Genomic DNA, 22,780 nt, shown 5'->3' on the forward strand with positions numbered 1-22,780 from the left:
GTCAAAGCTATGACGCCAATTGCAAGGCGCAGGATTATCTTGCAAATGAGGGCCGTTGCGCCAGCACCCTCTGACATTGCGTGGTAAATCAGCGGTGACTCTGGGTTCGAATGCACGCTACCCCTATAATCGGGACACTTTGTTTGTGGAGCCTGTTATGCCGAACCTCCGTCTTGCCGACCTCACCGCCGAAATCGAAGCCAACGTGCGCCGTGCACTGCTGGAAGACATCGGCAGCGGCGACATCACCGCGCAGTTGATCCCGACCGAACGGCTGGCCACCGCCACCATCATTACCCGCGATATCGCTGTGATTGCCGGTACGGCCTGGGTAGACGCAGTCTTCCGCCAACTGGACCCAAGGGTCGCCGTGCACTGGCAAGTGGCCGACGGCGAGCGCGTCAGCCCCAACCAAGCCCTGTTCCACCTCGAAGGCCCGGCGCGCTCGTTGCTCACCGGCGAACGCTCTGCCCTGAACTTCCTGCAGTTGCTGTCCGGGGTCGCCACACGCGCCCGGTTCCTCGCAGATTTTGTCGCCAGCACCCAGGTCAAGCTGCTGGATACCCGAAAAACCCTGCCCGGCCTGCGCCTGGCGCAGAAATACGCCGTGACCTGTGGTGGCTGCCACAACCACCGGATTGGCTTGTATGACGCGTTCCTGATCAAGGAAAACCACATCGCGGCCTGCGGTGGTATCGCCCAAGCCATTACCGCCGCGCACAAAATCGCGCCCGGCAAGCCGGTGGAAATCGAAGTGGAAAGCCTGGACGAACTACGCGAAGCACTGGCGGCGGGCGCCGACATCATCATGCTGGATGAATTGAGCCTGGAAGATATGCGTGAAGCCGTGCGCCTGAACGGCGGCAAGGCGAAGCTGGAAGCCAGTGGCGGGATCAATGAAAGCACCCTGCTGCCCATCGCTGAAACCGGAGTGGACTACATCTCCATCGGCGCGATGACCAAGGATGTTAAGGCGGTGGACTTGTCTATGCGACTGAGCATCTGAGGTCAATATTTGATGCTTGATTGTGGTGAGCGGGCTGCCCCGCACACCACACAAGTACGTCGGCGTCAGACGACCAGGTTATTCATCTCGCAATACTCTTCCCAATCCACACCCAGCACCTCGGCCGCCTCTTTGTGCAAGGCCAGCCGTGCGGCTTCGAACTCTTCCGGTGTCGAGGTGTACTTGAGGGTCAACTCCCAAGGCTGGAGGCCCTGGCTCTCGGCCTCGTCCTCGAATGCCCACTGGATCTGGTCGCGCTGATCATCGGCGCTCAGGTCCTTGATCTCTTCTTTGAGCTGCGGCGATTCCCCGATGTATTTTTCGAGGGCTGCTTGATGTCGAACTTCCTGGGTCATTTCAGTCGTGGTCATGTTGTTCTCTTAGATCGAGGAATGGGGATGCATCTGGGTCATCAAGGTTGCGCAGATACAAAAGAGCGGGCATGAATGCCGACTCGTCTGGCCTTCAGAACCATTCTGGGATCATCTGAAAACGTTGCCGTTTAAACACGGCATCTAAAACAGTAGCGCCTTTATGCCCGAGACAGGAATCGAACCTGCGACCTTCGCGTTACGAGTGCGCTGCTCTACCAACTGAGCTACACGGGCGGTGGGCTAAAGCTAGCACCGCATCGGGCGTCCGGCAACTTACACCCCTCAGCGAGCAATGACCCCCTGGGCCCAGAAACGTGGTTGCAGGTGATTTCCATGGTCACTCAGGTATTGCTGCTGGGCTTGCGCGATGTGAGGGACATCGCGCAGTGCAATCGCAATCAACAGACCAACGGCCAGCACACTCAGTACTTTCCAAGCCCACCCAACCAGCGGTAGCGCAACCGTTGCCGAGGCACCCCACACATGCAGCGCCATTAGCCAGCCGATTGTCAGTGCCAGCCAGACTTGGGAAATGGGCATCACGATCACGCCGTCGACCATGGACTGCACCAAGGCGCCGACCAACGCTGCAAACAGACATAAGCGCAACAGATCAACGCGCTCGGCAGACAGCGCCCTCTCACGCAGCACACCAAGCGTGGCCCATCCGGAACGCCACGCCAACACCGCCACGCAGAGTGCCGACGGCACACCCCATTCGCTGGCCCATTGCAAAACGGACTGATGCGGATGGGCGGCGATCTCGTTGGCAATATCAGCAAAATGCATCGGCCCGAACCCGAGCCATGGCCGCTCGACAAGCATATGCCATGCCTGCCACCAGATTGGACCACGCCCAGACAGCGAGGTGGTCAGGCGATCACCAGCGCCACTGGAAAGCACAATCCCCAAGTGGTCGGCCAGCACCGTAAATACCAGCCAGTACAACAACAGGCCGCCTGCGACAGCGGCCAACTGCCACCCCATCCAGCGTCGCCCCCAGGGCCCCAGCAGCGCCAGCAGTAAACCCGCCGCGCCCATCCCTAGCCATGTACCGCGCGTACCACCGCTTATCGCAATCAGCCACCAGACGCACAATAAAGCAAACGCCGCACCTCGCAGGGCGCGGGAGATATTGGGTATCAGCAGGGGAAGCGCCAGTAACGGCAGGGTAAATGTCTGGAACTGACCGTAGAAGCGCTTGTTGGAAAAGCCTGACAGCAACAGGTCTGGATCCAGCGTGCGTGCACCACTGGTGAATGCGAGCGCACCGGCATACAGATATTGGATGGTTTTGATCAGGCACAGCAGCACCACAACCAGTATCAGCACACGATCCATCGGCTCACCGCCGTGGCGCCGGAGTAAGGCAAACGCTACGGCAATCGCAGCGCAACTGAAAAACAATGCCAACTCGGTGAAGGCCCAGAGCGGCTGATGGGCCAGTACCGAAGACACCATGCCCATCACCAGAACCAGCGCCAGGCCCCAGCCCGTAAACCTATCCACCAAGGGTTCAAGCCTGGTAACCGACAGCCCATACAGCACCGCACAGACCCCGATGGCAATCTGCACTACGCGCTGCAGATCGTGCCCACTGAACGGTGCGCAGATCCCAATCGTCAGCAAGCACACCACTACTACCAGGAACACACCGCCTCGCTGCTGTACGGATAACGCCATCGGCCACCTCTACTTCCCTGTGGATGGTTTAGCAGTTATGCGCCGCAACCCTTGCCGGCATATTTCTCTTCAGCAGTTGTAGTGCATTTCCAGCCGGTGGCGCTGCGCGTCAGGCTGATGGTCTTGCCCAGCACAGGCGCTGGCGCATCAAGTATTTCGCAACTGATGGAGCCCACGCCCGTCGTGACGTCGCCTGCTACATCGATCTTGCAGTTGGCGGTCGGGGTCGTGCCGCCAATCAAGGCCAAGGTGGGTACGGTGCCCTGATTGAAGGTGTCTTCGTAGCCGGCCTTCAAGGCGGTAATTTCAGCCAGGCCGGCAGTGAACTTGGCCTTGGCCTGGTGTGTGGTGTACATCGGGAGGCCGATGGTGGCCAAAATGCCGATGATTGCCACGACGATCAACAACTCGATCAAGGTAAAGCCTTTTTGACTCATCACATTCACTCTCCAGAATAGAACTCATGACAAGGCGCGTCCTGCACCCCGTTTTTTTCAGCGGCGCCAGTGTACTCACCCGTAAGCGGGCAATCGCGCACAAGACGCACATTCTGACATTTTATCCTGCGCCCTCGACACGCCCGAATCCGTCACCTGACTAAGCTATAAATCTTCGAAGGTTTATATGCGGAACCGCGACATGAACAACGCTTCAACGATTTATGCTTGGGAAGGCATCAACCGAAAAGGGCGCAGGGTGTCCGGGCAAACCAAGGGGCACAACCCTGCCCTGGTCAAGGCACAACTACGCCAGCAAGGCATCAGCCCTGGCCGTGTGCGCAAGCACTCCCCGATGCTGCCAAGCCTTACTCATTCGGTTAAAGCCACTGACATCACGCTGCTCACTCGCCAACTGGCCACTCTGCTCAAAGCCGGAATACCCCTTCTGCAAGCCTTCGACATCATCAACGAAGGCTTCGACAACCGCGCGGTGCGTGAGCTGGTACAAGACCTGAAACAGCACATCGCAGCCGGCACCAGTCTGGCCGAGGCGTTGCGTAAACAACCGCGCTACTTCGATGAGCTGTACTGCAACCTTGTGGCCGCGGGCGAACAAGCGGGTGCGCTGGATACCCTGCTGGACCGGGTAGCGATCCACCGCGAAAAGAGCGAGCAACTCAATGCCAGGATTAAAAAGGCCATGACCTACCCCGTTGCGGTCCTGGTGGTTGCCAGCCTGGTCACCGGCATACTGCTGGTTCACGTAGTTCCGCAGTTCCAGACCCTGTTCGCCGGGGTTGACGGTAAGCTGCCAACGCTTACCTTGCAGGTGATCGCCTTGTCGGCACTCGTGCAGCAAGCCTGGTGGATGCTGGTGTTGGGCATTGCCGCCGGAATCATGGGGTTGCGTAAGGCTTATCGGAGCTCGCCGCGTTTTCGCTACTGGCTCGACGCCGGTTTGTTGAATGCGCCCTTGGCAGGCAAACTGCTGACAAAATCCGCAGTGGCCCGCCACGCCCGTACGTTGTCCACCACCTTTGCAGCCGGTGTTCCACTGGTACAGGCTTTGGACTCAGTCGCCGGCGCCGTGGGCAATGCCCCGTTCAAACAGGCAATCGAACATATGCGTCACGATGTATCCACTGGCATGCAGTTGAATCACTCCATGGCCAACAGCGGCCTGTTTCCCAGCATGGCGATTCAGATGACAGCAATCGGCGAAGAATCGGGCATGCTGGAACAGATGCTGGAAAAAGTCGCCAACCACTATGAGAACGACGTGGACAACCAAGTCGACAGCCTCACCAGCCTGATGGAACCGCTGATCATGGTGGTTCTGGGGGGGATTGTCGCGACGCTGGTCATCGCCATGTACCTGCCGGTCTTCCAACTGGGGAGCGCATTTTGAATTTGCTGTTGAGTGAGCACCCATGGGCCTTTGTGGCGATAGCGTCGGTACTGGGGCTGATCGTCGGCAGTTTTCTCAATGTGCTCGTGTGGCGCCTGCCAAAAATGCTCGAACGGGAATGGCGTGCTCAGGCCCACGAAGTGCTCGGTTTACCTGCTGAGCCTGCCGGGCCGACCTACAACCTGATGCACCCCAACTCGTGCTGCCCGCACTGTGATCATCCGATCCGGCCGTGGGAAAACATCCCGGTGCTCAGTTACCTGATACTCCGAGGCCGCTGCGCCCGCTGCCAGGCAACCATCAGCACACGCTACCCCTTCACCGAGCTTGCGTGCGGGCTGATCTCGGCCTGGGTCGCCCTACATTTCGGCTTTGGCTGGCAAGCCGCAGCAGTGCTGATATTGAGTTGGGGGTTGCTGGCAATGAGCCTGATCGACGCGGACCACCAATTACTGCCGGATGTGCTGGTGCTGCCATTGCTGTGGCTGGGGTTGATCGTCAACAGCTTTGAATTACTGACGACTTTACCCGACGCCCTTTGGGGCACAGTGATCGGCTACATGAGCTTATGGAGCGTGTTCTGGCTGTTCAAATTGGTCACCGGTAAGGACGGCATGGGCCACGGCGACTTCAAGTTACTGGCTCTGCTCGGCGCCTGGGGTGGTTGGCAGATTTTGCCGATGACACTGTTGATGTCGTCGCTGGTGGGAGTGGTTATCGGGCTGATCCTGATGCGCGTGCGCAAGACTCAGGCTTCGGCCCCGATGCCGTTTGGTCCGTATCTGGCAATTGCCGGCTGGATTGCATTGCTCTGGGGTGGTCAAATAACCGACTTCTATTTGCAGTCTGTCGGTTTCAGATGACCACTTCTGTTGCAACACCCTGGATTCTTGGCCTCACCGGCGGCATCGGCAGCGGTAAAAGCGCGGCGGCCCAGCACTTTATCGACCTGGGCGTGGACCTGGTCGACGCCGACCACGCCGCGCGCTGGGTGGTCGAGCCTGGCCGGCCGGCACTGGCACGCATCGCCGAGCACTTTGGTGCACACGTGCTGCAGCCCGACGGTCAACTGGACCGCGCCGCGTTGCGCAAGCTGATCTTTGAAGTACCTGAAGAGCGCCTATGGCTGGAAGGCTTGCTACACCCGCTGATCGGCGAGGAGATTCGCAGCCACCTGGCGCGCGCGCGCTCGCCTTACGCGATTCTGGTGTCGCCGCTGCTGATCGAGTCCGGCCAGTACAGCATGACCCAGCGCATCCTGGTGATCGACGTGCCGCAATCGGTGCAGATTCAGCGTACCCTGCAGCGCGACGGCATCAGCGAACAGCAAGTACAGGCGATTCTAAAGGCTCAGTCCAGCCGTGAAGACCGCCTGAACCATGCCGATGACGTACTGGTCAATGACCAGGACCTCGCCTGGCTGCACAGCGAGGTCGAGCGACTGCACCACTTTTACCTTACTTTGCGTGGAGGCCGATCATGAGCCAACCCTTGACCGTCGACTGCCCAACCTGCGGCGCCCCCGTGGAATGGAAAACCGACAATCTCAACCGGCCGTTTTGCTCGGACCGTTGCAAACTCATCGATCTGGGCGCCTGGGCCGCTGAAGAACACAAGATCCCCGTAGCCCCGGACGCAGAAGACGAGCTGTTTTCCGAAGATCTGCCGCCTCGCCATTAAGGCCGCATAAAGGCGTATTCCTGCTGGTCGTCGAGGTTCTCTGCAAGGTATTGCAGCTCGTCGGCCAGGTCTTCAAAACTGCGCACGCCCTTGCTCTGCTGCACAACCGCACTGAGCATGGCCCGCAGGGTCAGGCCTGGGTCGAAACCGATTTCCTGCGCCGCATCCTGGCTTTTTCGCAACTCCTGCCGTGCCCACTCATACACACCCATGATCCGTGCTCCCCGCCTGCTTATCTAAAATTTGGCAGAGCATGGGCCTGCTCGCTCGCCCTGGGTTTGATCTGGATCAACGCTGCGAATCGTCATCCTTCCAAGGCGCAGAGAGGTAGCGGGTGCGGTTGAAGGTCTCCAGCCATTCGGGGCAAAACACCACCAGAGCGCTGATGACCATGCCGTTGATAAAGGCCTCTGGGAAGATGATCAGCCACAGGTAGCCGACGAAATCTTCCAGCCATTCTGGCATGGCAAAACGGCCGTCAAACCATAGCAAACCCAACCCCAGTAACAGGCAGAGCAAGGCCGACAGCGCGGCAGCAAAAAAACCGGAGCAAAAGATATACACGAAAGGATTGCGCGGCTGAGCCCGCTCGACCACAAGCGCACAGCCTTCGGTGATCAGCACCGGCAGCACGACCAGCAGCAGGCCGTTGACGCCAAGTGCCGCCAGGTCCTGGCGCCCAAGCAGCAGTAACCCGAACTGGGCGGCAAAACCACCGACGATGGCCAGGGGCCAATCCAGCAGCAAGGTTACGGCGGTCATACCAATAAAGTGGTAGGACACACCAGTGTCGAAATCCCGCCGCACCAGCCACAACATGAACAGTGCGAACACCGTACCGAACAGCAAATGCTGGCGCCGCCGGTCGGCAAACAACTCGACCCAGGGCGAGCGCAGGATCGCCCATAGCAGCACCGGCGCGTACAACAGCCAGCCGATGCCCAGGGTTGTGGGCGCCAGCACTGCGGCGCTGATCACGGCCTCACCTGCTCCAGGGCCTGGCGCAATTCGGCAGCAGTGCCGTATTCGTGCTGAGAAACCAACGCACCGTTTTCCAGCTGCAGCCACAGCACTTTATCCGCCGCTGCGGGATAACGCGGCGCGATACGCGCGTCACGGTCCAGCATGACCCGGTAGTTGTAGGATTGCATGGCGGGTACCGCGAACAGTTTGGCGATCAGTCGAGGCATGCGCTGGATATCGGCGACGAACACTGCGTGCCGTGCTTCTAAGTAGCCTTTAGGTTGGCCTAGCAGCGCAGCATCTACCAGCTTCGCTGCGTCCATGCTGCGCGCCACCAGCAGAATCTGCGCATGGTTATCGAGGGTATAGGCTTGGTCGAATTGATCGAGCAAGGTCCAGGGAGTGAGGCGCTCGCCCACTTCAACAGCCTGCGCCCATACCGGTAAAAGACTTAGCAACAACACCACCAGAAACTTCACTGCACGCTCCTCATTTGGGGGAATTACGCTTGAAAGGCCAGTCTACACCCTGGCTTTTGCGGCAGGACTTCCTGCGGTCATCATTTGGACGCTAAGCTGCATGCATGGATGACTCAGATTATTTGCGCCTGCTCACCGTAGCAGCCGAACAAGCCAACGCGTTCCTGTCCAATGCCCGCAAATGGGAGCGTGAGCGTTGGGTCTGCCAGCGCCTGCTGCAAGGTTTGAACGTGCCTTACCGCGCCGAAGAGTTTCATGCCGCAGGTCAAGAACCACCGGATGTGCTGTTTCGCGATGCCAGTTTCGAGGTGTTTTTCGTACTTGATGAAGGGCGGCGACTGAACGACGAATGGCGAGACGAACTGCTGCGCCGGCGTAGCGCATTCTCCCTCAGCCAACTGGTGCGGCGCGAAGCCAAGCCTCGGCGAATCCCCGCTCATGAATTCCTGCTGCGCCTGGCGCCCACGTTGCGCAAGAAGGCCCACAACTACAAAGAGCGCGGGATGGACCTGGGCGAACTGGATCTTGTCGCGTTCACCAGCCTCAAGCGCGAAGTGCTCGACCTCAACAGCCACTTCCCACCCCCCACCGAATACTTGCGCCAAGGCTGGCGCTCGCTGTCTCTGGTGGGGCCAACGTTCGCGCGAGTGCTGTTCGCTCACCCGGACGCCCCGGATTTCTTGCGCAACAACCTGGGGCGCAGCATAGTGTTCGACGTGGGGATCAGCCTCTGATCCCACCCCGACTGTAACGTGGCGCCCTTTTGCAACGTCTACCTGACGAGGCCTTATATGACCAGTCGCCTGAACCCCGACGACCAAAAGCATGTCGAAGAGTATCTGCAACTCTCCCAAAACCGAGTCGAGCGCAAGCCTTTCCGGCCGTGGCTGCTCCTTGGTGTGGTGCTGGTGGTGGTGATCGGGCTCGGTCTGCTGAGCCGCCTTTTGAGTTACCTAACGCTATGAGCTGCCTGGCGCTCGCGAGGGTAACTGCTCCGATTTCTTTTAGCCTTGCGAGATATCCCTATGACCCATCGTATTATTATCGTCGGCGGCGGCGCCGGCGGTCTGGAGTTGGCTACCCGCCTGGGTAAGACTCTGGGCAAGCGTGGCACTGCCAGCATCACGCTGGTGGACACCAACCTGACCCATATCTGGAAGCCGCTGCTGCACGAAGTGGCCGCCGGGTCGCTGAACTCTTCGGAAGACGAACTCAACTACGTCGCCCAGGCCAAATGGAACCACTTCGAGTTCCAACTGGGGCGCATGAGCGGGCTTGACCGAGAGCAGAAGAAGATTCAGTTGGCCGCCACCCTCGACGAAGAGGGCCGCGAACTGGTGCCTGCGCGCGTTCTGAGCTACGACAGCCTAGTGATTGCGGTAGGCAGCACCACTAACGACTTCGGCACCGAGGGCGCGGCGCAACACTGCCTGTTTCTCGACACCCGCAAACAGGCCGAACGTTTTCACCAGCAACTGCTCAACCACTACCTGCGCGCACATGCCGGACAGACCGATGTCGTCGAGCAGATCAGTGTCGCCATCGTCGGCGCCGGCGCCACCGGCGTCGAACTCGCCGCCGAGCTGCATAACGCTGCCCATGAGCTGGCTGCCTACGGCCTGGACCGAATCAAGCCGGAAAACATGCACATCACCCTGATCGAAGCCGGCCCACGCGTACTGCCCGCCCTACCGGAGCGTATTGGCGGGCCGGTGCATAAAACCCTGGAGAAGCTCGGCGTGACAGTGCTGACCAACTCGGCCGTCAGCGAAGTCACTGCCGATGCACTGATTACCAGCAGCGGCCAGGTGATTCCGGCCAGTCTTAAAGTGTGGGCTGCAGGGATTCGCGCGCCAGGGTTCCTCAAGGATATTGATGGCCTGGAAACCAACCGCATCAATCAGCTGCAAGTGCTGCCGACGCTGCAAACCACCCGCGACGAAAATATCTTTGCGTTCGGCGACTGCGCCGCGTGTCCGCAACCGGGCACCGACCGCAACGTACCGCCACGGGCCCAGGCTGCCCACCAGCAAGCATCGTTGTTGGCTAAGTCGCTGAAGCTACGCATCGAGGGCAAGGAGCTGCCGTCGTACAAGTACACCGACTATGGATCGCTGATCTCGCTGTCACGCTTTTCAGCGGTGGGTAACTTGATGGGCAATCTGACAGGCAGTGTGATGCTGGAAGGCTGGCTGGCGCGGATGTTCTACGTGTCGCTGTACCGGATGCACCAGATGGCGCTCTATGGCTTCTTCCGCACGGCGATGCTGATGCTGGGCAGCAGGATTGGGCGTGGTACTGAGCCGCGACTCAAACTTCACTAACAACATAAAATAATGTTGGAGGGGGCCTGCTCCCGATCGCGGTGGGTCAGCTATGTCTTCATTGGCTGACAGACTGCTGTCGAGACCAGGCCCCCTCTCACGTTTGATGCGCAGTGTTTTGAGGTTTTGCGTGCGCAAAAAAAATCCCCGTATCTTTCGATACGAGGATTTTTAATATGGTCGGGGTAGGGGGATTCGAACTCCCGACATCCTGCTCCCAAAGCAGGCGCGCTACCGGACTGCGCTATACCCCGGTAAAAAAAAGGCGACCTCTCAGTCGCCTTCTTCGATCAGCGCTTTTGGCCTCTGATCTTAAGATTCGATCCCAGCGCTAACTGGTCTCAAAAATGGTGGGTCGTGTGGGATTCGAACCTACGACCAATTGGTTAAAAGCCAACTGCTCTACCAACTGAGCTAACGACCCAAAAATGGTCGGGGTAGGGGGATTCGAACTCCCGACATCCTGCTCCCAAAGCAGGCGCGCTACCGGACTGCGCTATACCCCGGTTTGAAATTGGCTCCGTGACCAGGACTCGAACCTGGGACCCAATGATTAACAGTCATTTGCTCTACCGACTGAGCTATCACGGAACTACATATTTCAAAGTACAACTTTTACTGCTTCAAACTCTCCTCTTCGACCCTGTCCGTATCGCTACGTTAGCGTCTCTGAGGCGCGCTATTCTACAATCTTAAAAACCCCTGTCAACCCTTTAAATTGCTTTTAAGACAATGATTTGCGCTTCTTTCTGATTTCTTCTTGGGGAGAAGAAACCCGTGGGCTGACGTTGCTGCGGGGCGCACTTTACAAGCCTTTTCCTTACAGTTCAACGCCCTAACGAAAAAAAAGGTCCCGCGATGCGGGACCTTCTCTCATAACGCTGCAATCCAGGCTTAATGGAAGACGATTTCGTCGTTCTCCACAGTCGCCTCTACGCTGGAGCCTGGCATAAAGCTGCCTGACAGGATCAACTGCGCCAGCGGGTTTTCGATCCAGCGCTGGATCGCACGTTTCAAAGGCCGTGCACCATACACCGGGTCGTAACCGACTGCGATCAGCTTGTCTAACGCCTCGCGGCTCAGCTCCAGCGACAGCTCGCGCTCTGCCAGACGACCGCGCAAGCGGCCCAACTGGATCTCGGTGATGCCCGCGATCTGATCACGCGCCAATGGCTCGAAGATCACTACTTCGTCGACCCGGTTGATGAATTCCGGGCGGAAGTGCGTGGTCAGCGCATCCATTACCGCAGCGCGCTGGGCCTCACGATCACCTACCAACTCCTGGATCTGGGAGGAGCCCAGGTTGGAGGTCATCACGATCACCGTGTTGCGGAAGTCAACGGTACGCCCGTGACTGTCCGTCAACCGACCATCTTCCAGCACTTGCAGCAGGATGTTGAATACATCCGGGTGCGCCTTCTCGACCTCATCCAGCAGGATCACCGAGTAAGGCTTACGCCGCACGGCTTCGGTCAGGTAACCGCCCTCCTCGTAGCCCACATAGCCTGGTGGAGCACCGATCAGGCGAGCCACCGAGTGTTTTTCCATGAACTCGGACATATCGATCCGCACCATGGCCTCTTCAGTATCAAAGAGAAACTCAGCCAGCGCCTTGCATAGCTCGGTCTTACCCACGCCAGTCGGGCCGAGAAACATGAACGAGCCGCTCGGGCGGTTCGGGTCGGACAAGCCGGCCCGCGAACGCCGTACCGCGTTGGACACCGCCACGACCGCCTCTTCCTGGCCGATCACGCGCTGGTGCAATAGATGCTCCATCTTCAGCAGCTTGTCGCGCTCGCCTTCGAGCATTTTCGACACAGGAATGCCGGTCCACTTCGAGACGACTTCGGCGATTTCTTCCTCGGTCACCTTGCTGCGCAGCAACTGATTCTCGCTCTTGCCGTGCTGGTCGACCATTTGCAAGCTGCGCTCCAGGTCCGGGATGACACCGTACTGCAATTCGGCCATGCGGTTCAGGTCGCCCTTACGGCGTGCAGCCTCCAGTTCCTGACGGGACTGTTCGATCTTTTGCTGGATCTGCGCAGAGCCCTGCACTTCGGCTTTTTCCGAGGTCCAGATCTCTTCCAAGTCCGAATACTCGCGCTCAAGCCGCAAAATTTCTTCCTGGAGTTTTTCCAGGCGTTTCTTCGCAGCGTCGTCTTCTTCTTTCTTTAAAGCCTGAGATTCGACTTTCAGTTGAATCAGGCGCCGATCCAGGCGGTCGAGCACTTCCGGCTTGGAGTCGATTTCCATACGAATGCGGCTGGCCGCTTCGTCGATCAAATCGATGGCCTTGTCCGGCAACTGACGATCGGTGATATAGCGATGGCTCAATTTGGCCGCTGCAATGATCGCACCGTCAGTGATCGCCACCTTGTGGTGGACCTCATAGCGTTCTTTCAAACCGCGCAGGATGGCGATGGTGTCCTCTTCGCTCGGTTCTTCCACCAGCACTTTCTGGAAGCGACGCTCAAGGGCTGCATCCTTCTCTATATATTGACGGTACTCGTTGAGCGTCGTTGCACCTACGCAGTGCAACTCGCCGCGCGCCAAAGCTGGCTTGAGCATGTTGCCAGCATCCATCGAGCCCTCGCCTTTTCCGGCGCCGACCATGGTGTGCAGTTCGTCGATAAACAGAATGATCTGCCCTTCCTGCTTCGACAGTTCATTAAGCAGAGATTTCAGGCGCTCTTCAAACTCGCCGCGGAACTTAGCACCGGCGATCAACGACCCCATGTCCAAGGACAGCAGGCGTTTGCCTTTAAGGCCGTCCGGCACTTCACCATTGATGATGCGCTGAGCCAAACCCTCGGCAATCGCGGTTTTACCCACACCAGGCTCACCGATCAGCACAGGGTTATTCTTGGTGCGACGCTGCAGGACTTGGATGGTGCGACGAATCTCGTCGTCGCGGCCGATGACAGGATCAAGCTTGCCTTCTTCGGCGCGCTTGGTCAGATCGACGGTGTACTTGTCCAGGGCCTGGCGCGACTCCTCGTGGTTAGGATCATTCACCGCGTCGCCACCACGCAGGTTGTTGATGGCATTTTCCAGGGCTTTCTTGCTCACGCCCTGGCCCAGCAACAACTTGCCGAGCTTGCTGTTCTCGTCCATGGCGGCGAGCAGCACCAGTTCGCTGGAGATGAACTGGTCGCCCTTTTGCTGGGCCAGGCGGTCGGCCTGGTTAAGCAGGCGCGCCAGATCCTGCGACATGTTCACGTCGCCGGTTGGATTTTGGATTTTTGGCAGCTGGTCGAGCTCTTTGCTCAACTCCTTACGCAGGCTGCTGACATCAAAGCCCACCTGCATCAGCAAGGGCTTGATAGAACCACCTTGCTGTTCCAGAAGAGCCTGCATCAAGTGTGCAGGCTCAATGGCCGGGTGGTCGAGACCCACCGCCAACGACTGGGAGTCCGATAACGCCAACTGTAATTTGCTGGTTAAACGATCAATACGCATTAGTCACCTTCCTTTTGAGCAGGCCGGAGCTATAAAACATTCCTGAATGAAGAAACCTGCCAGATACCCTTATAGATGGGGTGGATTCTGGAAGATTCAAGCTACGGACAGTTGACGTAAGTCAGGAGAGTCTAGCGTTCGAGCCAGATAAGGGAGGCAAATCGACCGGTGCGCGGACTGCGCCGGTAAGAAAAGAAGCGCGGATCGGTCACGGTGCACAAACCACCACCGTAAACAGCCGTGACACCCCGTGCGGCAAGGCGCAGGCGAGCCAGTTGATAGATGTCGGCCATGAACTTGCCAGGATTACGGCTCGGCACAAAGGCTTGGGCAGTGGTCGGCAGTTGCTGCATGAAGGCTTCACGCACCTCAGGACCGACTTCAAAGGATTGAGGACCGATTGCCGGGCCCAACCAGACCAATACGTCGGCAGGAGCGGCATCCAGACTTTCGAAAGCCGCTTCCAACACGCCAGCCGCCAACCCGCGCCAACCGGCATGGGCCGCTGCTACACGAGTCCCTGCGCGGTTGCAGAATAACGCGGGCAGGCAATCGGCAGTCATAGAGGTACAAGCGACGCCTGGGTTGCTGGTCCAACAGCCATCGGCTTCAGCCGTGCGGCCAGGATCAGCCTCAACCACGGTCACCCCGTGAACTTGGCGCAGCCAGGCCGGCTGAATATCAAATGCGTCGCTAAGACGACGGCGATTTTCAAGAACGGCCTCCAGGCTGTCCTCTACATGATCGCCCAAGTTGAGGCTGTCGAACGGCGCCAGGCTGACGCCGCCCGCACGGGTGGTAACGCAGGCCTTTACCCGAGCCGGCGCGGGCCAGTCAGGTATCAGCCAGTCACTCATCCAACAAACGCCTCACGGTCCTGCTTGAGCAGTGACAGCAACCAGACAAAATCGTCCGGCAGTGGCGATTCCCAGCTCATGCGCTTACCACTCGTCGGATGATCCAGTTCCAGGAAGCGTGCATGCAGTGCCTGGCGCGGGAACGTCTTGAGCGATTCAACCATTGTCTGACTGGCCGCAGGCGGAATGCGGAAGCGACCACCGTAGGCAGGATCGCCGACCAACGGGAAGTTGATGTGTGCCATGTGCACGCGAATCTGGTGAGTACGACCGGTTTCCAGCTTGACCCGAACGTGGGTGTGGGAACGGAAACGCTCCAATACACGGTAGTGGCTTACGGCCTGCTTGCCGCCCTCCATTACCGCCATGCGCTGGCGCTGCTGGCCGTGGCGACCGATAGGGGCGTTGATCTTGCCACCCGCAACGACCACGCCAATCACGATGCACTCATAGATCCGGCTGACGCTACGGCTCTGCAACTGCGTAACCAGTTGCGTCTGCGCCTGAATGGTCTTGGCAACCACCATCAGGCCGGTAGTGTCCTTGTCCAGACGGTGCACGATACCGCAACGCGGCACGTTGATGATGTCCGGGATATGGTGCAACAGGGCATTGAGCAAGGTGCCATCAGCGTGCCCGGCCGCCGGGTGAACCACCAGGCCTGCGGGTTTGTTGATGACGAGGATGTCGTCGTCTTCATAGACGATATCCAGCTCAATGTCTTGGGCGACCCATTCTCCCTGGGCTTCCTGCTCGGCAGTCAGCTCAAGAATCGCACCGCCATGGACTATGTCTCGCGGGCGGATAACCGCTCCATCCACAGTCAGGCGGCCGTCTTTGATCCAGGCGGAAAGGCGCGAGCGCGAGTGCTCAGCGAATAATTGTGCGGCGACTTGATCGAGGCGTTGGCCGCCCAATTCGGACGGCACCTCTGCGCGAAGTTCAATTTTATCGGACATGCTCAGACTAGGCGTGGCACAGCCTTTGGTTTCGGCTGCGCGCTTGTGGTTAAATACGGCGTCTTTTGCCCCGAGGCTTTCAACGGGGCGCTCATCATAACAGGACGGCCCCGCCCAAGACAGCGGCCGTCATAGGGACGCAAGCCGCCATGCAAGTGAAACACCTGCTGCTGATCGCCATCCTCGCCATGACTGCTGCTTGCTCGTCAACAAAGGAAGTCGTCGACGAAAACCTGAGCGAAGTCGAGCTGTACCAACTGGCACAGAAAGACTTGGACAATAATAGCTACACCAGCGCCACAGCGAAGCTGAAGGCACTGGAGTCGCGTTATCCGTTCGGGCGCTATGCCGACCAGGCTCAGCTTGAGCTGATCTATGCCAACTACAAGAACGCCGAACCGGAAGCCGCCAAGTCCGCCGCCGAGCGTTTCATCCGTTTGCACCCGCAACACCCGAACGTGGACTACGCCTACTACCTCAAGGGCCTGACCTCGTTCGACCAGGATGTTGGCCTGCTGGCGCGCTTCCTGCCGCTGGACATGACCAAGCGTGACCCAGGTGCTGCCCGCGACTCCTACAATGAGTTCGCCCAGCTGACCAGCCGCTACCCGAACAGCCGCTACGCCCCGGACGCCAAGCAGCGCATGATCTACCTGCGCAACCTGCTGGCGTCTTACGAGATCCACGTAGCTCACTACTACCTGACCCGTCAGGCGTATGTCGCTGCTGCTAACCGTGGCCGCTACGTAGTAGAAAACTTCCAGGAGACCCCTTCCGTGGGTGACGGCCTGGCAGTGATGACCGAGGCCTACCAACGTCTGCACTTGGACGAACTGGCCAACACCAGCCTGGAAACCCTGAAGCTCAACTACCCGGATCACCCGAGCCTGAAAGACGGCCAGTTCGTGCCTCAGGTTGCAGAAGCGGACAACCGTTCGTGGCTGAGCAAATACACCCTGGGCCTGATCGAGTCGCGCCCACCGTTGCCGCCGGGCGAAACCCGCGCCAATCAGGACGTGATCAAGCAGTACCAGGACGCCAAGGAAGCCATTCCTTCGGAGCTCAAGCCGCACGACGAGAACGGCGACGTGATCGAAGAAGAAGAGCCAGAGGCCCTGGGCAACAATCAGGACCGCTCCTGGTTCAGCTACATGACCTTCGGTGTGTTCGACTGATCTGTCGACGCAACGCAAAAAGGAGCCCCTCGGGGCTCCTTTTTTATTGGGCAGTATTATTGCGCTGTGCGCTTGCCACGTCCTTGGCTAAACTGGCGCATTCCTTATCGAGAAACCGCCCATCATGCTTCGTCTTCTGTTCTGGATTGCCGTTATTGCTGCCGCGGTATGGTTCTGGCGCAAATTCAAAAGCCCGGCCACCAAGCAGCGACGCACAAGCGAGCCAAGCGCTGCGTTGATGGTGCGCTGCGCCCACTGCGGCGTGCACCTGCCACAGGATCGCGCTCTAAGCTCGCGCCAGGAGTGGTATTGCACCCAGGCGCATCTGGAGCAGGGACCGAAGTCTATCCAGCGCTGACCCGACCTTCAGGCGCGTAAGGTGCGGGGTCGATAATCGGCGTATGCCCTAGCAGCAAGTCTGCAAACAACTGACAGGACGCCGGCGCCAGAACCAGGCCGTTGCGGTAGTGCCCGCAGTTGAGCCACAGCCCTTTGAAGCCGGGCACCTGGCCAATATAGGGAATGCCTTCCGGTGAACCGGGGCGCAAACCGGCCCAATGCCCAACCACCTCGGCATCCGCCAGAGCGGGAATCAGTTCCACAGCCGAGGCCTTGAGACTTTCCAGCGCAGTTTCGGTGGGTGTCTTGTCGAAGCCCTCATGTTCCAGGGTACTTCCGATGAGAATGTGTCCGTCGCGCCGGGGGATGGCGTAACGCCCCTTGGCCAGGACCATGCTCGACAGGAAGTCCGAGGCGCACTTGTACAAAATCATCTGCCCCTTGACCGGCTCCACCGGAAGCGCCAAGCCCAGCGTGCCAAGCAACTCACCGCTCCACGCTCCTGCCGCCAACACTACATGCGCCCCCACAATCGGCCCCTCTGCCGTATTTACGCCCACCACATTGTCGCCTTCCAGAACAAATCCGGTGACTTCGCACTGTTCGTGAACGATTACGCCAGGCATCGCCAATAACGCGGCTTTAAGGGATTTAACCAAGCGAGGGTTTCGCACATTGGCCACATTCGCCATATAGATTGCCTGGCAATACCCGCCGCCCAGCACCGGCACCGCATCATGGGCGGCCGAAACATCCACTCTGGTCAGGGGCCGACCTTCACGGATCGCCCACGCCAGCGCTTCAGCCTCGTCGTCCAAGTCCAACCAGTACAAGCCGGTGACATGAACCTCCGGATCCACGCCGGTGGCGGCAAACAGGCGCTCACCCAGTTGTGGATAAAAATCCTGGGACCAATGGGCCAAAGCAGTGACCGCCGGGCTGTAGCGCCACGGATACAGCGGCGAAACAATGCCACCGCCCGCCCATGAAGACTCCTGCCCAACGCCGGCGCGCTCCAACAGGACGACCGCCTGCCCCTGGCTCGCCAGGTTGTACGCCGTCAGCAGGCCAATGACTCCGCCCCCGACAATCACCACTTGCTGTTGCTTAGCCATCATTTGATCCAGCCGATAAAATAGGAACAGGCGCGCCCGGCGCCCAATCATCCAGCCACCTCATCATTGCCCCCAGCATGTCTGGCGCGACATTTCAGGAGCAGCACCCGGATTGGCCCGTAGACCGGTGCTGCTGAGGCTGAAGCCACCGCAAGGGTCACCAGCCATCAACGAATCGGCGCCCGGCGTAGCGACCAGGTAGAAATCCTGAGGGTTCAACGCAGCGGTGATTCTATAGCGATCATTGCCCGTGCTGATGCCGCTTGCGTCAATAAATGTGCCGTTCCTCGTATAAAAGCGCTCCAGTAGCTGAGCTTGCTCAGTCAGCAGCGCGACAATTTCCGCGCGATAGACTTTTTTCACATGGCCGGTGTACCCGGGGTAAGCGATCCCGGCCAGAAACGCGATAATCGCCACAGCGATCAGTAACTCGATCAGGGTAAATCCCTGGCTGTCCACGCCCATTCCATTGCTCCTTATTGAAGTTGTCGCCAAGACACTCGCCTAAAACGAGAGCCACTGGCTTCTTCCACTCGCGCGTACACGGTCTCCAATACCGTGCGTGACTGACCACTGATCCCAATCGCCGTCACCCGGTACAACGTTGCTGGGGTTTGCGGTGGCAAATTCGCCAGCCCTACGCTCGGACCAAGGGATTGAATACCGTAGAGCCCCCCTTTGATGGCAACCCAGTTAACTGATGAAACAGGACTGGTACCGGCCGCGACCACCGACAACGCCTCATCCGGAGGCCCACAGGCAACAATCGAATGGCACTGCGGCAAATCCGCACCCTTTCGCCTCACAACTTCCTCCCCCAGCCTTAAGCCACTTTCTGCTGCTTGAAACGATTGGTTGCGATGCCACAGGCTGCCGGCAATTTTTTGCTGGGTGACTGCCCCCTGCATGGACGACAACCCGATCAACGCCAACAACAGCAGAAACACCAGGCTTATCAGCAGGACTATCCCTCTTTGTCGCAAAGAAATACCTCCAGCACTCTTCATGGCTGCCCTACCCCACACGGTTTCGCAGAGCCACCACCACGCTGTAGGTTTGATCTCTCACCTTCCCAGTGGGGTCCTGCAGCGTCATGCGGATGCGCACGCTGCGGATCAATGCCTCATCGGATGGCATGGCGTCGTAGCCCACAACTCGCGGTGATGACGCCCTGGCAGCCACGCCGAAACTGATATCGAAATCCCGTACGTTATCCACCAGCACCGCCTTGGCCGGCGCTGCGAGCGTGCTGACCCTTAACTGGCTGGTCTCGAACGTGTAAGTCAGCTGTCGAATCGCAAAACGAATCTGTCCAGGATCAGGGGCAGGTGGATTCCCTGCATAGGCTTGAGCGTTAGTCGTGCAGTCGGACAGCACCGTCCAGTCTGGCCTGCCAACCCCTCGGCCGACATCAGTGGTGACCAGCGTCAGCGACTTTGAGCTACCCCCGGCAGTCCAGCGCACGGGCTGTTCAAAGGCTGGCGGCGCGTTATCAATAACTTCCGTGGCCAAACAGCCAAACATCCCAGCCTGACGAATGTCCTGAATCATCTTGCCCAGCGCAAACCGCGCGTCATCCTGCAACAACATGGAAGCCTGCTGGCTGGCGTAGGTAACTCGGGAGCTGATCACCACTTGGCTCCCTCCAATCACCAGTACCAAACCGACGGCCAGTGCCAGCAACAATTCCACCAGGCTGAAACCGCTAACCAGAGGCCTCATTGCATTACCCCTGGTTCATTGTCGATGCGACTGGTCAGGGACAAGGTTTCCCGCGCGCCAGGCGTGTTCTCACTTCGGCTGCCATCCCAACTGATACTGACAGTCACTTCATTTGTGCTGACCGCCACTGAACCTTTGGCACCCTCCCCGGCAAAGGCGCGAATATTGGATTCGAAATCATGGAGGTCCAAATCACGCACGCTGACGTTCCCAGTACTGGGGGCCTGCACTCCGTGGCGCAATGAGTAGTCCGCGCCGGAATTGGCGCGGACTCGGTCGAGCATATCGTAGGCAATAAAACTGGCCTGACTGGTCATCCTCGAACTTTCGGTGTACTTGAGGGCATTGAGTTGAAGCACCACTGCGCCTAACAGGCCCACGGTGAGAATCAGCATCGCCACCAGTACCTCGATCAACGTCATGCCGGTCTGGCATCGCGCAAAAGCGTGGGGAAAACAGGTGTTAAGGCAGGAAAGCATTACCGTCGTCATCCGTGTCGAAGGTCGAAGAAAGCAGGAAATCCCGCTGAGCGATCCAAGACTAGCGTCGGTTTTTCGCCCGTGCTGCCCACGGCACAAAGGGAAATACTTTGGACATATAGGCCATCATTCGCCTCCCAGAAACGGACGCTATACCTATGCCTAGACCTGTTTCCTAAACACGCCCACGGAGAGAAAGCCGATGGAACAGCGAGGTTTTACCCTGATCGAACTGCTGCTTGGACTCCTTGTGAGCGGCACTCTGCTGCATCTGGCAGCACCTAATTTCATGGGCCTGCTGGAGTCACAGCTGCGACAAAGCGCGGCACAATCACTTACCAGCGGGCTTCGCTTCGCACGCACTGAAGCCATCGCGCGTAACCGTGCGGTGGTCATCCACGCACTGGACGAGGACTGGAGCAAGGGTTGGCGGGTGATATTGGATGTGAGCGGACACGGCCATCAGGACGACGACAACCCCGTGCTCTTGGAGCGCCAAGACAGCGGGCGCGTGCCGATAGTCGGGAATGGGCCGGTCAAAAGCCAGGTGCGCTTCAGCAGTTCAGGCGAGCCGGTGTTTTCAGGGGGAGGTTTTCGTGCTGGCACTGTGCACGTATGCGCCAGGGACTCGGCGCAAAGCCTGCACCAGTTGGTGCTGGCGCCTAGTGGGCGTATCAGCCTGCGTAGCGATAAAGCCGAACAGGCGTTGTGCCGAAGTTAATCCGGCACCCTGACGTTCAAAGCAATGAGCGAACGCGCAGCTCCTTGGGCATGGAGAAAGTGATGTTCTCTTCACGTCCTGCCAGCTCATCAGCGCCGGTAGCGCCCCAGGCGTGCAGTTGCTGGATAACACCGCGCACCAGCACTTCAGGGGCAGAAGCACCCGCAGTGATGCCAATACGCTCGACGCCATCGAACCAACTGCGTTGCATGTCTTCGGCACCGTCGATCAGGTACGCCGGTGTCGCCATCCGCTCAGCCAGCTCACGCAGGCGGTTGGAATTGGAGCTGTTAGGACTGCCGACCACCAGAACCACATCGCACTCGTCAGCCAATTGTTTGACCGCGTCCTGGCGGTTTTGGGTGGCGTAGCAGATGTCATCCTTGCGCGGGCCGCCAATGGCCGGGAAGCGGCTGCGTAGCGCGTCGATCACACGGCTGGTGTCGTCCATGGATAAGGTTGTCTGAGTCACGAAGGCCAAACGATCAGGGCTTTGTACCTGAAGGCTGGCGACGTCATTCTCGTCCTCCACCAAGTAGATGGCGCCGCCGTTGCTGGCGTCGTATTGGCCCATGGTGCCTTCGACTTCCGGGTGACCGGCATGACCGATCAGAATGCATTCCCGACCATCACGGCTGTAGCGCGCGACTTCGATGTGCACCTTGGTAACCAGCGGGCAAGTCGCGTCGAACACTTTCAGGCCCCGGCCCGCCGCTTCGGTACGCACGGCCTGGGAAACACCATGAGCACTGAAGATGACGATCACGTCGTCCGGCACCTGCTCCAGTTCTTCGACAAAGATGGCGCCACGTGCGCGCAGGTCTTCGACCACAAACTTGTTATGGACGACTTCATGACGCACGTAGATCGGCGGACCGAAAACTTCCAGGGCACGATTGACGATTTCGATCGCACGGTCCACGCCGGCGCAGAAGCCACGGGGGTTGGCGAGTTTGATTTGCATGCTGTGCCTCGTGTCTTGCAGCTACTATGGGTCAGTATTGAAGCTACTCAACTGACAATGAAGATCAAAGGTGTGAGGGGGCTTGCCCCCGATAGTGATGGGTCAGTAAAAAACTTTGACTGATACCCCGCTATCGGGGGCAAGCCCCCTCACACAAGTCCGATCCACACATTTAGTGTGTTTCGTCAGTTAGAGCGCTTTAACGTCGATGATTTCAACGTCAAACGTCAAGGTTTTACCGGCCAACGGGTGGTTGAAGTCGATGGTCACTTGCGCGTCATCGAACGCTTTCACCACGCCAGGCAGCTCAGTATTCGCGGCGTCGTTAAAGATCACCAGCAGGCCTTCCGACAGGTCCATGTCCTGGAACTGCGAACGCGGGATGATCTGCACGTTTTGCGGGTTAGGCTGACCAAAAGCGTTTTCCGGCAGGATCTGCAGGGTGCGCTTGTCGCCAGCCTTGAAACCGAATAGAGCCGCTTCGAAACCCGGCAGCAGATTGCCGTCGCCGACCTTGAAGGTCGCCGGGGCCTTGTCGAACGTGCTGTCGACCGTGTCGCCATTCTCCAGGCGCAATGCGAAATGCAAAGTGACTTCCGTGTTCTGGCTGATGCGTTGCTCAGCCAATACCTG

At 58.7% G+C, this 22,780-nt stretch carries 27 protein-coding genes and 5 tRNA genes; 11 read left to right on the plus strand and 21 right to left on the minus strand.

Annotated elements, in window-relative coordinates; all coding sequences use genetic code 11:
- Window positions 1-157 precede the first annotated feature (157 nt).
- Window positions 158-1,006 (plus strand): carboxylating nicotinate-nucleotide diphosphorylase, encoded by an 849-nt coding sequence (gene nadC / locus ACKZ62_RS24390; RefSeq protein ID WP_032886200.1) that lies wholly within the window; start codon window positions 158-160, stop codon window positions 1,004-1,006.
- Window positions 1,007-1,071: 65 nt separating this feature from the next.
- On the opposite strand, the gene ACKZ62_RS24395 is transcribed toward nadC, so the two are convergent.
- From ACKZ62_RS24395 to ACKZ62_RS24410, 4 genes are all read right to left on the minus strand, one after another.
- On the minus strand, window positions 1,072-1,377 hold the full coding sequence (locus tag ACKZ62_RS24395; RefSeq protein ID WP_032886199.1) for a DUF6388 family protein: 306 nt from the start codon (window positions 1,375-1,377) through the stop codon (window positions 1,072-1,074).
- Between the two features lie 164 nt (window positions 1,378-1,541).
- A tRNA-Thr gene (locus ACKZ62_RS24400) sits at window positions 1,542-1,614 on the minus strand.
- 48 nt (window positions 1,615-1,662) lie between these two features.
- Window positions 1,663-3,063 carry an O-antigen ligase family protein gene (locus ACKZ62_RS24405; RefSeq protein WP_447095931.1) on the minus strand — a complete coding sequence of 467 codons (1,401 nt, stop codon included), beginning with the start codon at window positions 3,061-3,063 and terminating at the stop codon, window positions 1,663-1,665.
- A gap of 35 nt (window positions 3,064-3,098) precedes the next feature.
- Window positions 3,099-3,500, minus strand: coding sequence for a pilin (locus ACKZ62_RS24410; protein ID WP_032886197.1), 402 nt, complete (start codon window positions 3,498-3,500; stop codon window positions 3,099-3,101).
- 202 nt (window positions 3,501-3,702) lie between these two features.
- On the opposite strand from ACKZ62_RS24410, the gene ACKZ62_RS24415 reads away from it, so the two are divergent.
- Genes ACKZ62_RS24415 through yacG form a run of 4 tightly spaced genes read left to right on the plus strand, consistent with a single transcriptional unit; the run spans window position 3,703 to window position 6,591 of the window.
- Window positions 3,703-4,911, plus strand: coding sequence for a type II secretion system F family protein (locus ACKZ62_RS24415; RefSeq protein ID WP_447095932.1), 1,209 nt, complete (start codon window positions 3,703-3,705; stop codon window positions 4,909-4,911).
- The gene (locus tag ACKZ62_RS24420) at window positions 4,908-5,774 is read left to right on the plus strand and encodes a prepilin peptidase (protein ID WP_447095933.1); all 867 of its coding nucleotides are present in this window, start codon (window positions 4,908-4,910) and stop codon (window positions 5,772-5,774) included. The genes ACKZ62_RS24415 and ACKZ62_RS24420 overlap by 4 nt, the downstream gene beginning before the upstream one ends.
- On the plus strand, window positions 5,771-6,394 hold the full coding sequence (gene coaE, locus ACKZ62_RS24425) for a dephospho-CoA kinase (protein ID WP_032886194.1): 624 nt from the start codon (window positions 5,771-5,773) through the stop codon (window positions 6,392-6,394). Before ACKZ62_RS24420 ends, coaE begins: the two co-directional genes overlap by 4 nt.
- On the plus strand, window positions 6,391-6,591 hold the full coding sequence (gene yacG / locus ACKZ62_RS24430; protein WP_032886193.1) for a DNA gyrase inhibitor YacG: 201 nt from the start codon (window positions 6,391-6,393) through the stop codon (window positions 6,589-6,591). Before coaE ends, yacG begins: the two co-directional genes overlap by 4 nt.
- Here the strand turns inward: yacG and ACKZ62_RS24435 are convergent.
- From ACKZ62_RS24435 to ACKZ62_RS24445, 3 genes are all read right to left on the minus strand, one after another.
- Window positions 6,588-6,803, minus strand: coding sequence for a hypothetical protein (locus tag ACKZ62_RS24435; protein WP_032886192.1), 216 nt, complete (start codon window positions 6,801-6,803; stop codon window positions 6,588-6,590). The two genes, yacG and ACKZ62_RS24435, sit on opposite strands and share 4 nt — an antisense overlap.
- A gap of 76 nt (window positions 6,804-6,879) precedes the next feature.
- Window positions 6,880-7,569: an energy-coupling factor ABC transporter permease gene (locus ACKZ62_RS24440; RefSeq protein WP_447095934.1), complete on the minus strand. Its 690-nt coding sequence runs from the start codon at window positions 7,567-7,569 to the stop codon at window positions 6,880-6,882.
- Window positions 7,566-8,033 (minus strand): FAD/FMN-containing dehydrogenase, encoded by a 468-nt coding sequence (locus tag ACKZ62_RS24445; RefSeq protein ID WP_099601096.1) that lies wholly within the window; start codon window positions 8,031-8,033, stop codon window positions 7,566-7,568. Before ACKZ62_RS24445 ends, ACKZ62_RS24440 begins: the two co-directional genes overlap by 4 nt.
- A gap of 104 nt (window positions 8,034-8,137) precedes the next feature.
- Between ACKZ62_RS24445 and ACKZ62_RS24450 the strand changes: the two genes are divergently transcribed.
- The 3 genes from ACKZ62_RS24450 to ACKZ62_RS24460 are packed head-to-tail and all read left to right on the plus strand — an operon-like array spanning window position 8,138 to window position 10,357.
- Window positions 8,138-8,767: a DUF1780 domain-containing protein gene (locus ACKZ62_RS24450; RefSeq protein WP_032886189.1), complete on the plus strand. Its 630-nt coding sequence runs from the start codon at window positions 8,138-8,140 to the stop codon at window positions 8,765-8,767.
- A gap of 57 nt (window positions 8,768-8,824) precedes the next feature.
- Entirely contained in the window at window positions 8,825-8,998 is a 174-nt protein-coding gene (locus ACKZ62_RS24455) for a DUF3094 family protein (RefSeq protein ID WP_032886188.1), read from the plus strand.
- Window positions 8,999-9,058: 60 nt separating this feature from the next.
- Window positions 9,059-10,357, plus strand: coding sequence for an NAD(P)/FAD-dependent oxidoreductase (locus ACKZ62_RS24460; protein ID WP_032886187.1), 1,299 nt, complete (start codon window positions 9,059-9,061; stop codon window positions 10,355-10,357).
- Between the two features lie 177 nt (window positions 10,358-10,534).
- On the opposite strand, the gene ACKZ62_RS24465 is transcribed toward ACKZ62_RS24460, so the two are convergent.
- From ACKZ62_RS24465 to rluD, 7 genes are all read right to left on the minus strand, one after another.
- Window positions 10,535-10,611: transfer RNA gene (locus tag ACKZ62_RS24465), tRNA-Pro, on the minus strand.
- 94 nt (window positions 10,612-10,705) lie between these two features.
- Window positions 10,706-10,781: transfer RNA gene (locus tag ACKZ62_RS24470), tRNA-Lys, on the minus strand.
- A gap of 5 nt (window positions 10,782-10,786) precedes the next feature.
- Window positions 10,787-10,863, minus strand: a tRNA-Pro gene (locus tag ACKZ62_RS24475).
- A 9-nt stretch (window positions 10,864-10,872) separates the two neighbouring features.
- A tRNA-Asn gene (locus tag ACKZ62_RS24480) sits at window positions 10,873-10,948 on the minus strand.
- Window positions 10,949-11,251: 303 nt separating this feature from the next.
- Window positions 11,252-13,816 (minus strand): ATP-dependent chaperone ClpB, encoded by a 2,565-nt coding sequence (gene clpB / locus ACKZ62_RS24485; protein ID WP_122764721.1) that lies wholly within the window; start codon window positions 13,814-13,816, stop codon window positions 11,252-11,254.
- A 131-nt stretch (window positions 13,817-13,947) separates the two neighbouring features.
- Window positions 13,948-14,673 (minus strand): peptidoglycan editing factor PgeF, encoded by a 726-nt coding sequence (gene pgeF / locus ACKZ62_RS24490; RefSeq protein WP_447095935.1) that lies wholly within the window; start codon window positions 14,671-14,673, stop codon window positions 13,948-13,950.
- Entirely contained in the window at window positions 14,670-15,632 is a 963-nt protein-coding gene (rluD, locus tag ACKZ62_RS24495; protein ID WP_032886184.1) for a 23S rRNA pseudouridine(1911/1915/1917) synthase RluD, read from the minus strand. Before rluD ends, pgeF begins: the two co-directional genes overlap by 4 nt.
- 149 nt (window positions 15,633-15,781) lie before the next feature.
- Here rluD and ACKZ62_RS24500 point away from each other — a divergent pair, with 149 nt between their 5' ends.
- Entirely contained in the window at window positions 15,782-16,807 is a 1,026-nt protein-coding gene (locus ACKZ62_RS24500) for an outer membrane protein assembly factor BamD (protein WP_032886183.1), read from the plus strand.
- A gap of 124 nt (window positions 16,808-16,931) precedes the next feature.
- Entirely contained in the window at window positions 16,932-17,165 is a 234-nt protein-coding gene (locus tag ACKZ62_RS24505; RefSeq protein ID WP_032886182.1) for a PP0621 family protein, read from the plus strand.
- Here the strand turns inward: ACKZ62_RS24505 and thiO are convergent.
- The 5 genes from thiO to pilV form a co-directional block, all read right to left on the minus strand.
- Window positions 17,152-18,261 (minus strand): glycine oxidase ThiO, encoded by a 1,110-nt coding sequence (gene thiO, locus ACKZ62_RS24510; RefSeq protein ID WP_032886480.1) that lies wholly within the window; start codon window positions 18,259-18,261, stop codon window positions 17,152-17,154. The genes ACKZ62_RS24505 and thiO overlap by 14 nt on opposite strands.
- 63 nt (window positions 18,262-18,324) lie before the next feature.
- Entirely contained in the window at window positions 18,325-18,726 is a 402-nt protein-coding gene (locus ACKZ62_RS24515; RefSeq protein WP_032886181.1) for a type IV pilin protein, read from the minus strand.
- A gap of 11 nt (window positions 18,727-18,737) precedes the next feature.
- Window positions 18,738-19,268, minus strand: a complete 531-nt coding sequence (locus ACKZ62_RS24520; RefSeq protein WP_179179534.1) for a pilus assembly PilX family protein — start codon at window positions 19,266-19,268, stop codon at window positions 18,738-18,740.
- A gap of 7 nt (window positions 19,269-19,275) precedes the next feature.
- Window positions 19,276-19,983: a prepilin-type N-terminal cleavage/methylation domain-containing protein gene (locus ACKZ62_RS24525; protein WP_447095936.1), complete on the minus strand. Its 708-nt coding sequence runs from the start codon at window positions 19,981-19,983 to the stop codon at window positions 19,276-19,278.
- Window positions 19,980-20,462 (minus strand): type IV pilus modification protein PilV, encoded by a 483-nt coding sequence (pilV, locus tag ACKZ62_RS24530; protein ID WP_181639227.1) that lies wholly within the window; start codon window positions 20,460-20,462, stop codon window positions 19,980-19,982. Before pilV ends, ACKZ62_RS24525 begins: the two co-directional genes overlap by 4 nt.
- Window positions 20,463-20,664: 202 nt before the next feature.
- Between pilV and ACKZ62_RS24535 the strand changes: the two genes are divergently transcribed.
- Window positions 20,665-21,183 (plus strand): GspH/FimT family pseudopilin, encoded by a 519-nt coding sequence (locus ACKZ62_RS24535; RefSeq protein WP_050442823.1) that lies wholly within the window; start codon window positions 20,665-20,667, stop codon window positions 21,181-21,183.
- 16 nt (window positions 21,184-21,199) lie between these two features.
- Here the strand turns inward: ACKZ62_RS24535 and ispH are convergent, their stop codons facing one another.
- On the minus strand, window positions 21,200-22,147 hold the full coding sequence (ispH, locus tag ACKZ62_RS24540; protein ID WP_447095937.1) for a 4-hydroxy-3-methylbut-2-enyl diphosphate reductase: 948 nt from the start codon (window positions 22,145-22,147) through the stop codon (window positions 21,200-21,202).
- 189 nt (window positions 22,148-22,336) lie between these two features.
- Window positions 22,337-22,774, minus strand: coding sequence for an FKBP-type peptidyl-prolyl cis-trans isomerase (gene fkpB, locus ACKZ62_RS24545; protein ID WP_339482560.1), 438 nt, complete (start codon window positions 22,772-22,774; stop codon window positions 22,337-22,339).
- Window positions 22,775-22,780 lie beyond the last annotated feature (6 nt).

This window comes from Pseudomonas sivasensis (genome assembly GCF_052938085.1).

What these genes read in the sequence shown, in the direction of transcription:
- nadC (WP_032886200.1), top strand. Translation starts at nt 158, where the DNA reads ATGCCGAACCTCCGTCTTGCCGACCTCACCGCCGAAATCGAAGCCAAC.
- ACKZ62_RS24535 (WP_050442823.1), top strand. Translation starts at nt 20,665, where the DNA reads ATGGAACAGCGAGGTTTTACCCTGATCGAACTGCTGCTTGGACTCCTT.
- ACKZ62_RS24455 (WP_032886188.1), top strand. Translation starts at nt 8,825, where the DNA reads ATGACCAGTCGCCTGAACCCCGACGACCAAAAGCATGTCGAAGAGTAT.
- ACKZ62_RS24395 (WP_032886199.1), bottom strand. Translation starts at nt 1,377, where the DNA reads ATGACCACGACTGAAATGACCCAGGAAGTTCGACATCAAGCAGCCCTC.
- ACKZ62_RS24435 (WP_032886192.1), bottom strand. Translation starts at nt 6,803, where the DNA reads ATGGGTGTGTATGAGTGGGCACGGCAGGAGTTGCGAAAAAGCCAGGAT.
- pgeF (WP_447095935.1), bottom strand. Translation starts at nt 14,673, where the DNA reads ATGAGTGACTGGCTGATACCTGACTGGCCCGCGCCGGCTCGGGTAAAG.
- ACKZ62_RS24460 (WP_032886187.1), top strand. Translation starts at nt 9,059, where the DNA reads ATGACCCATCGTATTATTATCGTCGGCGGCGGCGCCGGCGGTCTGGAG.
- coaE (WP_032886194.1), top strand. Translation starts at nt 5,771, where the DNA reads ATGACCACTTCTGTTGCAACACCCTGGATTCTTGGCCTCACCGGCGGC.
- ACKZ62_RS24520 (WP_179179534.1), bottom strand. Translation starts at nt 19,268, where the DNA reads ATGAAGAGTGCTGGAGGTATTTCTTTGCGACAAAGAGGGATAGTCCTG.
- ACKZ62_RS24410 (WP_032886197.1), bottom strand. Translation starts at nt 3,500, where the DNA reads ATGAGTCAAAAAGGCTTTACCTTGATCGAGTTGTTGATCGTCGTGGCA.
- ACKZ62_RS24500 (WP_032886183.1), top strand. Translation starts at nt 15,782, where the DNA reads ATGCAAGTGAAACACCTGCTGCTGATCGCCATCCTCGCCATGACTGCT.
- rluD (WP_032886184.1), bottom strand. Translation starts at nt 15,632, where the DNA reads ATGTCCGATAAAATTGAACTTCGCGCAGAGGTGCCGTCCGAATTGGGC.
- thiO (WP_032886480.1), bottom strand. Translation starts at nt 18,261, where the DNA reads ATGGCTAAGCAACAGCAAGTGGTGATTGTCGGGGGCGGAGTCATTGGC.
- ispH (WP_447095937.1), bottom strand. Translation starts at nt 22,147, where the DNA reads ATGCAAATCAAACTCGCCAACCCCCGTGGCTTCTGCGCCGGCGTGGAC.
- ACKZ62_RS24515 (WP_032886181.1), bottom strand. Translation starts at nt 18,726, where the DNA reads ATGGGCGTGGACAGCCAGGGATTTACCCTGATCGAGTTACTGATCGCT.
- ACKZ62_RS24415 (WP_447095932.1), top strand. Translation starts at nt 3,703, where the DNA reads ATGAACAACGCTTCAACGATTTATGCTTGGGAAGGCATCAACCGAAAA.
- ACKZ62_RS24505 (WP_032886182.1), top strand. Translation starts at nt 16,932, where the DNA reads ATGCTTCGTCTTCTGTTCTGGATTGCCGTTATTGCTGCCGCGGTATGG.
- pilV (WP_181639227.1), bottom strand. Translation starts at nt 20,462, where the DNA reads ATGCTTTCCTGCCTTAACACCTGTTTTCCCCACGCTTTTGCGCGATGC.
- ACKZ62_RS24525 (WP_447095936.1), bottom strand. Translation starts at nt 19,983, where the DNA reads ATGAGGCCTCTGGTTAGCGGTTTCAGCCTGGTGGAATTGTTGCTGGCA.
- ACKZ62_RS24450 (WP_032886189.1), top strand. Translation starts at nt 8,138, where the DNA reads ATGGATGACTCAGATTATTTGCGCCTGCTCACCGTAGCAGCCGAACAA.
- ACKZ62_RS24405 (WP_447095931.1), bottom strand. Translation starts at nt 3,063, where the DNA reads ATGGCGTTATCCGTACAGCAGCGAGGCGGTGTGTTCCTGGTAGTAGTG.
- clpB (WP_122764721.1), bottom strand. Translation starts at nt 13,816, where the DNA reads ATGCGTATTGATCGTTTAACCAGCAAATTACAGTTGGCGTTATCGGAC.
- yacG (WP_032886193.1), top strand. Translation starts at nt 6,391, where the DNA reads ATGAGCCAACCCTTGACCGTCGACTGCCCAACCTGCGGCGCCCCCGTG.